The 14,030-nt window shown below is 72.7% G+C and carries 15 protein-coding genes; 9 read left to right on the top strand and 6 right to left on the bottom strand.

From position 1 onward, the window contains the following. Positions 1 to 531 precede the first annotated feature (531 nt). Both ACY34I_RS09050 and ACY34I_RS09045 read right to left on the bottom strand, forming a co-directional pair. A complete protein-coding gene (locus ACY34I_RS09050; protein WP_462754152.1) occupies positions 532 to 1,206 on the bottom strand; it encodes a response regulator in 675 nt (224 codons plus the stop codon). After that, positions 1,203 to 2,846, bottom strand: a complete 1,644-nt coding sequence (locus ACY34I_RS09045; RefSeq protein WP_462754151.1) for a sensor histidine kinase — start codon at positions 2,844 to 2,846, stop codon at positions 1,203 to 1,205. Before ACY34I_RS09045 ends, ACY34I_RS09050 begins: the two co-directional genes overlap by 4 nt. A 99-nt stretch (positions 2,847 to 2,945) precedes the next feature. Between ACY34I_RS09045 and ACY34I_RS09040 the strand changes: the two genes are divergently transcribed. The 6 genes from ACY34I_RS09040 to rraA are packed head-to-tail and all read left to right on the top strand — an operon-like array spanning position 2,946 to position 8,232. Next, entirely contained in the window at positions 2,946 to 3,953 is a 1,008-nt protein-coding gene (locus ACY34I_RS09040; RefSeq protein WP_462754150.1) for a Bug family tripartite tricarboxylate transporter substrate binding protein, read from the top strand. Next, the gene (locus tag ACY34I_RS09035; protein WP_462754149.1) at positions 3,950 to 4,651 is read left to right on the top strand and encodes a tripartite tricarboxylate transporter TctB family protein; all 702 of its coding nucleotides are present in this window, start codon (positions 3,950 to 3,952) and stop codon (positions 4,649 to 4,651) included. The genes ACY34I_RS09040 and ACY34I_RS09035 overlap by 4 nt, the downstream gene beginning before the upstream one ends. After that, entirely contained in the window at positions 4,651 to 6,156 is a 1,506-nt protein-coding gene (locus ACY34I_RS09030) for a tripartite tricarboxylate transporter permease (protein WP_462754148.1), read from the top strand. Before ACY34I_RS09035 ends, ACY34I_RS09030 begins: the two co-directional genes overlap by 1 nt. Beyond that, on the top strand, positions 6,153 to 6,545 hold the full coding sequence (locus ACY34I_RS09025) for a universal stress protein (protein WP_462754147.1): 393 nt from the start codon (positions 6,153 to 6,155) through the stop codon (positions 6,543 to 6,545). Before ACY34I_RS09030 ends, ACY34I_RS09025 begins: the two co-directional genes overlap by 4 nt. 15 nt (positions 6,546 to 6,560) lie before the next feature. Then, positions 6,561 to 7,736 carry an MFS transporter gene (locus tag ACY34I_RS09020; RefSeq protein WP_462754146.1) on the top strand — a complete coding sequence of 392 codons (1,176 nt, stop codon included), beginning with the start codon at positions 6,561 to 6,563 and terminating at the stop codon, positions 7,734 to 7,736. Positions 7,737 to 7,746: 10 nt separating this feature from the next. Beyond that, positions 7,747 to 8,232: a ribonuclease E activity regulator RraA gene (rraA, locus tag ACY34I_RS09015; protein ID WP_462754145.1), complete on the top strand. Its 486-nt coding sequence runs from the start codon at positions 7,747 to 7,749 to the stop codon at positions 8,230 to 8,232. Between the two features lie 6 nt (positions 8,233 to 8,238). Here the strand turns inward: rraA and ACY34I_RS09010 are convergent, their stop codons facing one another. Then, a complete protein-coding gene (locus ACY34I_RS09010) occupies positions 8,239 to 9,048 on the bottom strand; it encodes a hypothetical protein (protein ID WP_462754144.1) in 810 nt (269 codons plus the stop codon). 74 nt (positions 9,049 to 9,122) lie between these two features. On the opposite strand from ACY34I_RS09010, the gene ACY34I_RS09005 reads away from it, so the two are divergent. Both ACY34I_RS09005 and ACY34I_RS09000 read left to right on the top strand, forming a co-directional pair. After that, on the top strand, positions 9,123 to 10,067 hold the full coding sequence (locus tag ACY34I_RS09005; RefSeq protein ID WP_462754143.1) for a Ppx/GppA phosphatase family protein: 945 nt from the start codon (positions 9,123 to 9,125) through the stop codon (positions 10,065 to 10,067). A gap of 72 nt (positions 10,068 to 10,139) precedes the next feature. Beyond that, positions 10,140 to 10,946, top strand: coding sequence for a sugar phosphate isomerase/epimerase family protein (locus tag ACY34I_RS09000; RefSeq protein WP_462754142.1), 807 nt, complete (start codon positions 10,140 to 10,142; stop codon positions 10,944 to 10,946). An 8-nt stretch (positions 10,947 to 10,954) separates the two neighbouring features. On the opposite strand, the gene ACY34I_RS08995 is transcribed toward ACY34I_RS09000, so the two are convergent. The 3 genes from ACY34I_RS08995 to ACY34I_RS08985 are packed head-to-tail and all read right to left on the bottom strand — an operon-like array spanning position 10,955 to position 12,984. Next, positions 10,955 to 11,530 carry a CGNR zinc finger domain-containing protein gene (locus tag ACY34I_RS08995; RefSeq protein ID WP_148793305.1) on the bottom strand — a complete coding sequence of 192 codons (576 nt, stop codon included), beginning with the start codon at positions 11,528 to 11,530 and terminating at the stop codon, positions 10,955 to 10,957. Between the two features lie 19 nt (positions 11,531 to 11,549). Next, the gene (locus ACY34I_RS08990; RefSeq protein WP_462754141.1) at positions 11,550 to 12,716 is read right to left on the bottom strand and encodes a glutathionylspermidine synthase family protein; all 1,167 of its coding nucleotides are present in this window, start codon (positions 12,714 to 12,716) and stop codon (positions 11,550 to 11,552) included. A gap of 1 nt (position 12,717) precedes the next feature. Next, positions 12,718 to 12,984, bottom strand: a complete 267-nt coding sequence (locus ACY34I_RS08985; protein WP_462754140.1) for a hypothetical protein — start codon at positions 12,982 to 12,984, stop codon at positions 12,718 to 12,720. Positions 12,985 to 13,098: 114 nt separating this feature from the next. Here ACY34I_RS08985 and ACY34I_RS08980 point away from each other — a divergent pair, with 114 nt between their 5' ends. After that, positions 13,099 to 14,019 (top strand): proline dehydrogenase family protein, encoded by a 921-nt coding sequence (locus ACY34I_RS08980; RefSeq protein ID WP_148793307.1) that lies wholly within the window; start codon positions 13,099 to 13,101, stop codon positions 14,017 to 14,019. Positions 14,020 to 14,030 lie beyond the last annotated feature (11 nt).

The raw sequence follows: 14,030 nt of genomic DNA, 5'->3' as shown, positions 1-14,030 counted from the left end.
AGCGCCGTCTCCAGAGAACGCCGCCTCCAGAGATCTTGCACAGCTACCACCCGCAGCGAACGGAAACTATCCAAGATCGGAAAGGGCGCTCGGTGCCAGAGGAAGAACCGTGACCGGCGCGGCGGGGAGCGGACGCGGTCAGCTGGTGCGGCAGCTCCGCTCGGAGCTGAAGATGCTGGCGGCAGTTACCGTCCGCCATGAACGGCAACTATCCAAGATCGCACGGGTTCCACCGGCCTATCCGACTGGCTGCGGGAGCGGTTGCCCGCCGTACCAGAGGAAGAACCGTGACCGGCGGGCGGGCAAGGCACACGACGGGGCTGGGGGCGAGGGTGACCGGCGCAGGGATCAAGCCTGACCGCCCGGAGCCGGTCACCCTCGCCCCCAGCCCCAAGCGCAACCAGAGACCGACCGGGAAGCAGCCCACAAGCGCAACCAGAGGCCGACCGGGACCCAGCCCACAAGCGCAACCACCGACCCGGACCCAGCTCAGAACCACAACCCAGAGCCCGCCCAGAAGAGCAACCCCGCTCAGGCCACCCACGCGTAGCGGCGCTCAGGCCGACCGGCCGCGCCGTATTTCAGCGTCACCTCCGCCCGCCCCGTGCCGGAGAAGTGCTCCAGGTAGCGGCGGGCGCTGACCCGGGAGATGCCGACCCGGTCGGCGCACTCGCTGGCGGAGAGGGTGCCGGCGTGCTCGCGCAGGGCGCGTTCCACCAGTTCGGCGGTCTCCGGGCTGAGCCCGCGCGGCAGGGCCGGGGTGGCGACGGTCGAGCCGCTGCGGGAGAGCACCCGGTCGACGTCGGCCTGGTCGGCGACCACCGCTGTACGCAGCGCGGTGCGGCGGGCGGCGTACTGCTCCAGGCGGGTGCGCAGCTCGTCGAAGCCGAACGGCTTGAGCAGGTAGTTGACCGCGCCGTAGCGGACCGCGCGGCGTACCGCCTCGGCCTCGCGGGCGGCGCTGATCACCAGGACGTCGCAGTCGTGCCGGGCGGCCCGGATCCGGGTCACTACGTCCAGGCCGAACATGTCGGGCAGGTAGAGGTCGAGCAGGACCAGGTCGGGCCGCAGCTCGTTGACGGCGGCCACCGCCTGCTCGCCGGTGCTGGCGGTGCCCACCACCCGGAAGCCGTCGATCCGTTCGACGAACCCGCGGTGGATCCGGGCCACCATGAAGTCGTCGTCGACGACGAGCACGTCGATCATCGCGCCTCCTCCAACATGCTGGCCAGCACCGACATCCGGGCGGTGAACATGGCGCCCTCGTCGGTGTTCGTCACCGCCACCTCGCCGCCGCGACGGTGACACACCAGGCGGGTGAGTGCCAGGCCGATGCCCCGCTCGCCGCTGTCGGCCGCCTTGGTGGTGAAGCCGTGGGTGAAGACCTCCTGTGCCAGCTCCGGCGCGACCCCGGGACCGGAGTCGCGGACGATGATCTCCACCGAGGAGGCGTCCTGCCGCAGCTCGACCTCGACCCAGGCGGGGCGGTCGGACGCGTCCCCGCCCACCGCCTCGACCGCGTTGTCCACCAGGTTGCCGAGCACCGTGGCGACGTCCGCCGACAGCTCCGCCGGCAGCCGGTCCAGCCCGGTCCGCTCGGAGATCCGCAGCTCCACCCGGCGTTCCGCGGCCAGCGCCGACTTCGCCATGAGCAGCGCCGCGATGGCCGTGTCGTGGATCCGGCTGGTGACCGTCAGGTCGAGCGAGGCGCGGTGGCGGCTCAGCGCGTCCACGTAGCGGACCACCTCGTCGTGCTCGCCGATCTGGATCAGCCCGGAGATGGTGTGCAACTGGTTGGCGAACTCGTGGGTCTGCGCCCGCAGCAGCTCGGTGGTGCTGCGGAACGAGCCGAGCTCCTGCTCCAGCCGGGCCAGCTCGGTCCGGTCCCGCAGAGTGGTGACCGAGCCCAGCCGGCGGCCGTCCTTGCGGACCGTCATCCGGTTCATCACCAGCACCCGGCCGCGCCGGACCACCACCTGGTCCCGGGCTTCCGGGCCGCTGCCGGCGCCGGCCAGCACGTCCCGCAGCCGGCCGTTGATCCGCAGCTCGCGGAGGCTCCGGCCGAGGCAGTCTTCGGGCAGGTCGAGCAGCCGCCGGCCCACCGCGTTCACCAGGGTGACCCGTTGCTGCGGGTCCAGCGCGATCACCCCCTCGGCGATGCCGTGCAGCAGCGCCTCCCGGTGCTCGGCCAGCCCGGCGATTTCCCGGGGTTCCAGGCCGAGGGTCTGCCGCTTGATCCGGCGGGCCAGCAGCCACGACCCGACCACCCCGAGACCGCAGGCGATGCCCAGGTAGGTGATCAGGTACGAGGAGGCTCCGACCAGCCGTTCCGACCAGGTCGGCGACTTCTCACCGACGACCACCACGCCCAGGTACCGCCCGAGGTTTTCCTCCTTCCGGTCCCCGAGCACCGGCACCTGGGCCACCAGCTGCCGGGTGCCGTCGACCTCCAGTTCGCCGAACCAGCTGCGTCCCTCCTGTGCCACCCGGGGGTCGCCGAGCACCACGGCGCTGCCGACCAGCGTCGGGTCCGTCGAGCTGACCACCCGGCCCCGCTCGTTGGCCACGGTCACGTGGGTCACCCCGGACCGGATCAGCGTGTTCTGCAGCAGCGGTGCGATCGCCTCGCCGGGTGCGGGCTGGTTGAGCCAACCCCGGAGCAGGGTGTTGCCGGCCAGCTCTTCGCCGAGCGCGGCGACCCGGCGTCCCTCGACCCGGTTGAAGGTGGCCGCGGACTGGGCCAGCGAGACAGCAGCCACCGCCACCAGCACCACGACGATGATCGCGAGCTGGAGGACGAGCAACTGCCCGGCGAGCGTACGCCGCCGGGACGTGACCGCGACCACAAAGACCTCAACTTCCGCTGGTGACACAACGCAGACAGCTTGCCTGCTCGGAGGCCACCATCTTGCCGCCGGACTCATTCGAAACGGAAGAGAAACATCATGGCAACTAGGAGAAACCTGCTGGTCACGGGCGTGGCCGCCGCGACGGCGCTCGCCCTGGCGGCCTGCGGTGCCACCGCCGACAAGGGTGGGGCCGGTGCCGCCGACGACGGCAAGCCGGTCACCGGGCTGCGGATCATGGTCCCGAACACCCCCGGTGGCGGATACGACACCACGGCCCGTACCGCCGCGAAGGTGATGGAGGACGCCAAGATCGCCACCGGTGTGCAGGTGTTCAACCTGCCCGGCGCGGGCGGCACGGTCGGCCTCCAGCGGACCGTGAACGAGAAGGGCAACGGCAAGCTCGCCATGCAGATGGGGCTGGGCGTGGTCGGTGCCTCGTACACCTCCAAGTCCGCGGCGACGCTGACCCAGACCACGCCGCTGGCGAAGATGATCGAGGAGGCCGGCGCCATCGTGGTGCCGAAGAACTCCCCGTACAAGACCATCAACGACCTGGTCGCGGCCTGGAAGGCCAACCCGAAGGGCATCGCCGTCGGCGGCGGCTCCTCGCCCGGCGGCCCGGACCACCTGCTGCCCATGCAGCTGGCCAAGACCGTCGGCATCGACCCGCGCCAGGTCAACTTCGTCTCGTACGACGGTGGCGGCGAGCTGCTGCCGGCCGTGCTCGGCGGCAAGGTCGCCTTCGGCGCCAGCGGCTTCGGCGAGTTCCTCGACCAGGTCGAGGCCGGCCAGATCCGGGTCCTCGCGGTCACCAGCGAGGCGCCGATCGAGGCGCTGAAGGACGTGCCGACGCTGAAGTCCTCCGGCATCGACCTGGTCTTCACCAACTGGCGGGGCATCGTGGCGCCGCCCGGGATCAGCGACGCCGACAAGAAGGTGTGGATCGACGTGCTGACGAAGATGCACGACTCGGAGGAGTGGAAGGCCGAGCTGAAGAAGCGTGGTTGGACCGACGCGTTCGTCACCGGCGACGAGTTCGGCGCCTTCCTGACCGAGCAGGACAAGGCAGTGGCCGACGTGCTCAAGCAGCTCGGACTGGCATGACCGGCAGGACGACCCGACCGGACCGGGGCGGCGACCCGCCGTCCCGGCCGGCCGTACCGACCGTGCCGGACCAGGCGGGGCCGCCGGACCGGGAGACGGGCGGCCTGCCCCCCGTGCCCGCCCCGGTCGCGGACCTGCCGGCCGCCGACCCGGCGGGTTCGCCCGCCGGGTCGGCGGCACCCTCCGCCGGGCCGGACGGCGAGCAGGCGACGGCGCGGCCGGACCGGGCGCAGTACGGGGTCTGCGCGTTCCTCGCCCTGGTCGGCGGCTTCGTGATCATCGACGCGCTGCGGGTCGGACACGCGGTGAGCACCGCCGACCCGATCGGCCCGAAGCCCGTGCCGATCCTGCTCGGCGTGCTGCTGATCATCGTCGCCACGATCTACGCGGTGGACGTGGCCCGCGGCGGCGCCGGTGAGCCGGAGGCCGGCGAGGACGTCGACCTGGCCACCCCGATCGACTGGCGGACGGTGCTGCTGCTGATCGGCGCGTTCGTGGTCAACGCCGTGCTCATCGACCGGCTCGGCTGGGTGATCAGCGGGACGATCCTCTTCTGGGGGTCGGCGTACGCGCTCGGCAACCGCCACTACTTCCGGAACCTGCTGATCGCCGTCGCGCTGTCGCTGGTCACGTTCTACACGTTCGCCATCGGGCTCGGCGTCAACCTGCCCGCGGGCGTACTGCAAGGGATCCTGTAATGGAAAACCTGGGCAATCTGCTCGACGGGTTCGCCAACGTGGTGACCCCGATGAACCTGATGATCGCGCTGCTCGGCGTGACCATCGGCACCGCGGTCGGCGTGCTGCCCGGCATCGGCCCGGCGATGACGGTGGCACTGCTGCTGCCGGTCACCTACGGGATGGAGCCCACCCAGGCGTTCATCATGTTCGCCGGCATCTTCTACGGCGGCATGTACGGCGGCTCGACCACCTCGATCCTGCTCAACACCCCCGGCGAATCGTCGTCGGTGGTGACGGCCATCGAGGGCAACAAGATGGCCAAGGCCGGCCGGGCCGCACAGGCCCTGGCCACCGCAGCGATCGGCTCGTTCGTCGCCGGCACCATCGCCACCCTGGCGCTGGTCCTGGTGATGCCCCCGGTGGTGGCCTTCGCGATCAGCCTCGGCGCGCCGGACTACTTCGCGGTCATGCTGCTGTCGTTCGTGGCGGTCACCGCGGTGCTCGGCTCGTCCCGGGTACGCGGCTTCGCCTCGCTGCTGATCGGCCTGGTCATCGGCCTGGTGGGCATCGACTCGGTGAGCGGCCAGCAACGGCTCACCTTCGGCCTGCCGCAGTTGGCCGACGGCATCGACGTGGTCGTGGTAGCGGTCGGCATCTTCGCCGTCGGCGAGGCGCTCTGGATCGCCGCCCACCTGCGCCGCAAGTCCGGCGAGGTGATCCCGGTCGGCCAGCCGTGGATGGGCCGGGAGGACTGGAAGCGGTCCTGGAAGCCCTGGCTGCGCGGCACCGTCTTCGGGTTCCCGTTCGGGGCGCTGCCGGCGGGCGGGGCCGAGATCCCGACCTTCCTGTCGTACGCCACGGAGAAGAAGCTCTCCAAGCACAAGGAGGAGTTCGGCCGGGGCGCGATCGAGGGGGTCGCCGGTCCGGAGGCGGCCAACAACGCCTCGGCCGCCGGCACGCTGGTGCCCATGCTGGCCATCGGCCTGCCCACCAACGCCACCGCCGCGGTGATGCTGGCCGCCTTCCAGCAGTACGGCATCCAGCCCGGCCCGCTGCTGTTCACGCGGGAGTCCGGGCTCGTCTGGACGCTGATCGCCAGCCTCTTCATCGGCAACCTGCTGCTGCTGGTGCTCAACCTGCCGCTCGCCCCGGCCTGGGCGCGCCTGCTGCGGATCCCGCGCCCGTACCTGTACGCCGGGATCATCTTCTTCGCCACCATGGGCGCGTACGCGGTCAACGCCCAGCCGTTCGACCTGTTCCTGCTGCTCACCCTCGGCCTGCTCGGCTTCGGCATGCGCCGCTTCGGCCTGCCGATCCTGCCGCTGATCGTGGGTGTCATCCTCGGCCCGCGCGCCGAGTTGCAGGGCCGGCGGGCGCTGCAGCTCTCCGGCGGCGAGCTGCACGGGCTGATCGGCGGCTGGGTGTCCTGGCTGATCTACGCCACGATCGCCGTGGTGCTCCTCTGGCCGCTGATCGGGCGGTTCGTGGTCCGTCCGCTGCGGGGAAGGTTGGCGACCGGATGACCGTGCTGGTGGGCTACGTGCCGTCCCCGCTCGGCGAGGCGGCCCTGCGGGCGGCGATCGAGCAGGCCCGGTTCCGGGACGAGCCGATCCTGGTGGTGAACACCTCGCGCGGCGACGCGTACGCGGACCCGCGGCTGGCCCAGGAGGATGACCTGGAGCGGGTCACCCGCGAGCTGACCGCCGCCGGGGTGCCGCACAGCGTGCGGCAGCTCGTCCGGGGGAAGGACGCGGCAGAGGAGATCGAGGAGATCGTCGAGGCGGAGGACGTGTCGCTGGTGGTGATCGGCATCCGGCACCGCACCCCGGTCGGCAAGCTGATCATGGGGTCGGCTGCGCAGGAGATCCTGCTCCGGGTGCCCTGCCCGGTCCTCGCGGTGAAGGCCGGCTGAGTGGCGCCCGGGGGCTTGGCGGCTCCCGGGCGCGCCCAGACCGCCCTGCTGCTCACGCACACCGTCGTGCTGCAGGCGGTCACCTTCATGCTCCGACCGGCGTCCGCGTACCGGGCGCTCGAACTGGACGTGCCGGGGGCGTGGCTGGGCGTGCTCGGTGCCAGCTTCGCCGTCGTACCGCTGCTGCTGGCCGTGCCGAGCGGGCACGCGGTCGACCGGTTCGGCGAGCGCCGGGTGGCGCTCGCCGGGTCGGCCCTGCTCGCCGCCGCCGGCCTCGGCTTCGTGCTGCTCGCCGGCTCGGTGGCCGGCCTGGTGCTGGCCAGCATGCTGCTCGGCACCGCCCATCTCTGCGCGGTGGTGGCCCAGCAGGCGCTGGTCGCCAACCGCACCCCGGCCGACCGCTACGACGCGGCGTTCGGCTACTACACCTTCGCCGCCTCGCTGGGGCAGGCGCTCGGGCCCGGCCTGATCGTGGTGTTCGGCGGGGACCGGCCCATCCCGGACACCGGGGCCATCTTCCTCGGCGCCGCCGCGCTGGCCGTGCCGCTCCTGGTCGCCGCCGCGTTCCTCCGCCCGTCGGCGCACCACCGGGCCGCGGCGGGACCGGCCGCTGGCGGGATGCGGGACCTGCTCCGCCAGCCCGGGCTGGTGCGCGCCCTCACGGTCAGCTGCGTGGTCCTCGCGGCGGTCGACATCACCCTGGTCTACCTGCCCGCCCTCGGCGCCGAGCGGAGCATCGCGGCCGGCGAGATCGGCCTGCTGCTCGGGCTGCGCGCGGTCGCGTCGATGCTCTCGCGGCTGGGGCTCGGCCGGCTGGTTGCCGCGATCGGCCGGCGCCGGCTGCTGATCGGCACGGTTGCCCTCTCCGCCACCGGGCTGGCGCTGCTGCTGCCGCCGCTGCCGTTCTGGGCGATGGCCGTGGTGGTCACCGTCGCCGGCCTCGGTCTCGGCGCGGGACAGCCACTGACCATGTCGTTCCTGGCCGAGTCGGCGCCGCCCGGGCTGCGCGGCCGGGCGATGTCGCTGCGGCTGACCGGCAACCGGCTCGGGCAGGTGCTCATCCCCAGCGCCGCCGGCGTGTTGGCGGCCGGTGCCGGCGCGGCCGGCGTGCTCGCCTGCACCGCCGCGGGCCTGGCCGGCGCCGCCGTCGCCGCCACCGGCCTGCACCGCCCGGATCCGAACCCCGACTGAAAGGACGACCATGGAAACTCCCACGACCGCCGACCTCTACGACCGGTACGGCGACACCCTCGGCTCGTGCGACGCCCAGCTGCGCCAGTTCGGCGGGGTGCCGGCCTTCGGCGGTCCGGCCGTGACGGTGCGCTGCTTCGAGGACAACGCCCTGGTGAAGTCGATCGTCGCCGAACCGGGGGAGGGCCGCGTCCTGGTGGTGGACGGTGGCGGCTCCGTGCACGCCGCCCTGATGGGCGACCTCATCGCCGGCGCGGCGGCGGAGAACGGTTGGGCCGGCGTGGTGATCAACGGCGCGGTCCGGGACGTGGCCGCCCTGCATACCCTCCCGATCGGCATCAAGGCGCTCGGCACGAACCCGCGCAAGAGCGCCAAGACCGGCGCCGGCGAGCGGGACGTGCCGGTGTTCTTCGGCAACTGCGTCTTCGCGCCGGGCGCGCACGTCTACAGCGACGACGACGGGGTGGTCGTCCTGCCCGTCGACGGGCCGGCGTAGCCGGGGTCAGCCCTCGCTGGCCGGGTGGGGGGCGACCTGGCCCTGGCGCAGCCGGGCCGCGCACAGCTCCGCGAGCTTCGCGTACGCGGGGGCGCCGATCAGCGCGGTCAGCTCCGGGCCGTAGGAGAGGTACATCGGCTCGGCGCCGACGTGCGCGTCGGTGGAGGAGGTGCACCACCAGTCCAGGTCGTGCCCGCCCGCGCCCCAGCCCCGCCGGTCGAACTCGGCGATCGTGGAGATCAGCACCTTGGTGTTGTCCGGCCGCTTGTGCCAGTCCTGGTCCCGGCGGATCGGCAGCTGCCAGCAGACGTCCGGCTTGTATTCCAGGGGGTGCACCCCGTCGCGCAGCGCCTGGGCGTGCAGCGCGCAGCCGCCCCCGCCGGCGAAGTCGGCGTCGTTGAGGAACACGCACGGCGAGTCGGCGTCCCGGGTGGCCGTACGCCGGGCCGGGTTCTTCCCGTCGATGGTGTCGTTCTCGGTCCAGTTCTTGAAGCCCTTGCGAAAGTGCTGCCAGGTCTCCGGGGTGAGCCGCTTGACCGCGGCGCGGACCCGCTTCTCGTCGTCGGAGTCGGTGAAGAACGCGCCGTGCGAGCAGCAGCCGTCCGCGCCCCGGCCGGCGATGATGCCGTGGCAGCCCTTGCCGAAGATGCACGTCCAGCGGGAGAGCAGCCAGGTCAGGTCGGCGCGGATCACGTGCTTCTCGTCCGCCGGGTCGACGAACTCGATCCACTCCCGGGGGAAGTCCAGCTCCACCTCCCGGCTGCGCGGATCGTCCGGGTCGTCCACCAGCACCTGCAGCTCGATCTGGCCTGTCACCCGGACCAGCGTACGCGTGGTCGGCCCGGCCGGCCGGCGAGCCGGGGAAACGTGTTGGCCCTAGTGTCGTCACCATGCGACTGGGTGTTCTCGACGTCGGTTCGAACACGGTGCACCTGCTGGTGGTCGATGCCCACCACGGGGCGCACCCGTGGCCGGCGCACTCGGAGAAGGTGGTGCTCCGGCTGGCCGAGCAGATCGGCCCGGACGGCGCGCTGACCGAGGCTGGCGCGGACGGGCTGGTCAAGGCCGTCGGCATGGCCCGCGCCGCGGCGGCCGGGCTGGCGGTCGACGACCTGCTCGCCTTCGCCACCTCCGCGGTCCGGGACGCCAGCAACGCCGGGGAGGTGCTGGCCCGGGTCCGCGACGAGACCGACGTACGGCTGGAGGTGCTCTCCGGCGCGGACGAGGCGCGGATGACCTTCCTCGCGGTCCGGCGGTGGTTCGGCTGGTCTGCCGGGCGGCTGCTGGCGCTCGACATCGGTGGCGGCTCGCTGGAGTTGGCGGCCGGCATCGACGAGGAGCCGGACGTCGCGATCTCGCTGCCGCTCGGTGCCGGGCGGCTGAGCCGGGAGCGGCTGCGGGTGGATCCGTCCGGCGCCGTGCCGCCGTCGGCCGAGGCGGTGGAGGAGCTGCGGGAGTACGTCCACACCATGCTCGACCCGGTGGTGAAGCAGCTGGCCGAGGTGGGCTGGGAGCGGCCGGTCGCCAGCTCGAAGACGTTCCGGACGCTGGCCCGGCTGGCCGGGGCCGCCCCGTCGAGCGCCGGGCTGTGGGCCCCGCGCAGCCTGACCCGGACCGGGCTGCGGCAGGTGCTCGGCTTCATCCGGCACATCCCGCCGGCGCAACTGCCCGAGCTGGAGGGGGTCAGCGCGGGGCGGGCCCACCAGCTGCTGGCCGGTGCCGTGGTGGCCGAGGCGGTGATGCGCCGGCTCGACGTGGACCGGTTGGACATCTGCCCGTGGGCGCTGCGGGAGGGGGTCATCCTCCGCCGGCTGGATCAGCTGGTGCCGATGTGATCGGGGTCGGTCTGGGCGGTTTGGGGAGGCTCGTCCTGATGGGCTGCGGCGGAGGCGGTTACCCTGAAGGGTGTGACTTCCCGCGTGCCGGTGCTCCTCTCCAGTTCCTCGGTCTTCCCTGAGCGGACCGCGGCGGCGTTCCAGCTCGCCTCGGCGCTCGGGTACGACGGCGTCGAGGTGATGGTCTGGACCGACGTGGTGAGCCAGGACCCGGGTGCGCTGCGCGGCTTGGCCGACCACTACGACGTGCCGGTCCTCTCGGTGCACGCGCCGTGCCTGCTGGTCACCCAGCGGGTGTGGAGCCCCGACCCGTGGGAGCGGCTGCGCAAGGCCGCCGAGCTGGCCGAGACGCTGGAGGCACCCACGGTCGTGGTGCACCCGCCGTTCACCTGGCAGCGGGACTACGCCCGCAACTTCGCGGACGGCCTCGACAAGATCGCCGGGCAGTTCGGCGGGCTGCGCTTCGCGGTGGAGAACATGTACCCGGTACGGATGGCCGGCCGGCAGTTCGTCCCGTACGTCCCGGGTTGGGACCCGACCGACACCGGCTACGCCGCGTACACCCTGGATCTCTCGCACTGCGCCGCCTCGCACACCGACGCCCTGGCGATGGCCGACCGGATGGGGGCTGGCCTGGCCCACGTGCACCTGGGCGACGGCACCGGCGAGGGGCGCGACGAGCACCTGGTGCCCGGGCGCGGCGGCCAGCCCTGCGCCGAGCTGCTCCGCTCGCTGGCCGGCCGCGGCTTCACCGGGTCGGTGGCGGTGGAGGTCACCACGCGGGGCGCGAAGAGCCGCGCGGTGCGCGAGGCCGACCTCCGCGAGGCGCTGGAATTCGCCCGCGCCCACCTCACCGCCCCGTCCCCGGTCGACGCCTGACGTGGGGGTCAGCTGACCGGGGTGAGCGGTTCCGACTGGGCCGGGACGGCCAGCTGGTCGCCGACGGCGGCCCGCTTGCGGGCCCGGTGGGCGGCCACGTGGGAGCGGGTGGCGCAGCGCTCCGAGCAGAACCGCCGGCAGCAGTTCGACGACGTGTCCAGGTAGACGTTGCCGCAGCGCTCGTCGGCGCAGACGCCGAACCGGGCGCTGCCGTATTCGCAGAGCCAGACCGACAGGCCCCAGACCGCGCCGGCCAGGTATTCCGACGAGACCGAGGCGCCCCGGCCGGTCACGTGCATGTGCCAGTCGCTGGAGTCGTGGCCGGAGATGCGTGGCTGCACCGGGAACGCCTCCAGCAGCGCGTTCAGCTCCGCCACCGCCGCGGCGTCCCGGCCCGAGGTGCCGTACTCGAAGACGTCGCGCAGGCGCTTCTGCGCCCGCCGGAGGATCGCCAGGTCCCGCTCCGTGACCTCGTCGCGCATCCACGCGTTCTCGTCCGGAAAAAGGGCCCGCAGGTCGTCGAGGTCGTCCAGACGGGTGTTGACGAGATCAACTCCGGTCCGGGCGTACGCGTCGAAGTTCACGAGACCAACGGTAGACGACTCATGGCGTTCGCGGCGTGTCGATGAAGTGGGGGAGGAACCGGGCGTAACTGTCGGTGATGAGGCTCGCGCTCTCCCGCACCCCGGCACCGGCCGACTCGCCGTCGACGATCCAGCTCCCCAGCACCATGCGATTGCCGGCGAAATCGGGCAGTGCCCGGAACTCCTGGTAACAGAAGCCCTCGTCGCCGTAGCTGCCCGGATTGGTGATCTCGGTGCCGCCCGCGACGATGCGTACCGCGGCGCCCTCCCGGCCGAGCAGCGGCTTCGCCACGTACTCGGTCATCCCGCGCGGCGAGTCCAGATACGCCGGCAGCAGGTACTCGTGGTCCGGATACAGCTCCCAGAGCACCGCCAGCAGCGCCTTGTTCGACAGCAGCAGCTTCCAGGCCGGCTCGATCCAGGTGGTCGGGGTGCCCGGCGCCAGCGCCGGCGGCCCGTACGGCTCGGCCAGCATCCACTCCCAGGGATAGAGCTTGAAGCAGGTGGTGACCGGCCGGTCGGCGGCGTCCACGAAGCGCCGCCCGTCCCAGCCGATCTCCTGGATCGGCAGGAGCGTGACGTCCAGCCCGGCCTGGCGGGCCGTCTCGGTCAGGTAGCCGGCGGTGATCTGGTCCTCGCCCGACTCCTCCTCCGCGGACCAGACCACGTGCACCCGGCGGTCGTGCAGGCCGGCGCCGATCTTGGCCCACGCCCCGACCAGCCGTTCGTGCAGGCTGTTCCACTGGTCCGCCGCGGGCCGGGTGTGCTCCAGCCAGTACCACTGGACGATGCTCGCCTCGACCAGGGCGGTCGGGGTGTCCGCGTTGTACTCCAGCAGCTTCGGCGGCCAGCAGCCGTCGTACCAGAGGTCGAAGCGGCCGTAGAGGGTGGGCGGGGCCTCCCGCAGCGACCGGGCGACCGCCTCGGCGGCCCAGGCCGGGATGCCGAACTCCGCGTACCGGTTGCGGGCCACCACGTGCTCGGCGGCGGCCACCGACATCCGGTGCAGCTCCTCGGTCGCCTCCTCCAGCCGCAGCACCTCGTCCAGCCCGAAGGCGTACGCGGCGGTCTCGTCCCAGTACGACATCACCCCGCCGTCGGGCAGTTCGGTGTCGACGTACACCAGCCCCTGCGCGCGGACGGTGGCGTCCCAGTCGGGGCGTGGGACGCTGGCCTCGCGGCGCACCTCAGCCGCCGCAGGAGGCGAGGTGGGTGCCGAAGCCGCCCCGCGCGGGCAGCGCCGCGGCGACCGGCGCGGAGGTGTCCCGGGCGGCGGCGGGCGCCGGGACCCGCGACGCCATGGCGACGTTGTCCCCGCCACCGCCGGCCGGCCCGAGAGCGCAGTCGTCATCGTCGTCGGTCAGGTTGCAGCCGGAGAGGGCGAGCGCGAGGGCGGTCAGCGCGCCGAGCTGCACGGTGGCCGACCGGAGCCGGCGTCGGGGGTGTCGTTCCACAAGATCGTTGTAGCTGATCGATGCCAGCCCCCTGCTTTCCCCCAGGGTGAACGCCGCGTGACGTTGGCCGCCGCCCCCCGGCGGGGGTCGGCGGCCGGGCGTTACGCTCAGCTCATGCTCCGTACCGTCATCCTCGCCGCCTCCCGGTCATCCCGGGTCGAGCGGCTCGTCGCGACGGCCCCGTTCACCCGGGACGTCGTCCGCCGGTTCGTCGCCGGTGCCGGCACCGACGACGCGCTGCGCGCGACCCGCGCACTCGTCACCGACGGCCAGGCGGTCACCCTCGACTACCTCGGCGAGGACACCGTCACCCCCGAGCAGGCGAACGCCACCCGGGATGAATACCTCAAGCTGCTGCGGCTGCTCTCCGCCGCCGAGCTCACCCCGGCGGCCGAGGTGAGCGTGAAGCTCTCCGCGCTCGGGCAGAAGTTCGACGAGCAGCTCGGCTACGACAACGCGCGGGCGATCTGCGCGGCGGCCGACGCGGCGGGCACCACGGTGACCCTGGACATGGAGGACCACACCACCACCGACTCGACGCTGGACATCCTCGCCAAGCTGCGCAAGGACTACCCGTCGACCGGTGCGGTGCTCCAGGCGTACCTGCGGCGTACCGAGTCGGACTGCCGCGAGCTGGCCGGTGCCGGGTCGCGGGTGCGGCTCTGCAAGGGCGCGTACAAGGAGCCGGAGTCGGTGGCCTACCAGTCCGCCCGCGAGGTGGACAAGTCGTACGTGCGGTGCCTGAACGTGCTGATGTCCGGGGACGGCTACCCGATGCTGGCCACCCACGACCCGCGGCTGATCGCCATCGGCGCGGACCGGGCCCGCTGGTTCGACCGCGGGCCGGACCGCTTCGAGTTCCAGATGCTGTACGGCATCCGCCCCGAGGAACAGGCCCGCCTGGTCGGCGAGGGCTACACGGTGCGCACCTACGTCCCCTACGGCGACGAGTGGTACGGCTACCTGATGCGGCGGCTGGCCGAGCGCCCGGCCAACCTGGCGTTCTTCGGCCGCGCGCTGATCTCCAAGAAGTGAGCTGACCGAAC

Source organism: Micromonospora sp. RTBAU3-60, assembly GCF_054963695.1.
The sequence above is the reverse complement of the archived record's forward strand: the minus strand, read 5'-3'. Positions and strand labels throughout refer to the sequence as shown.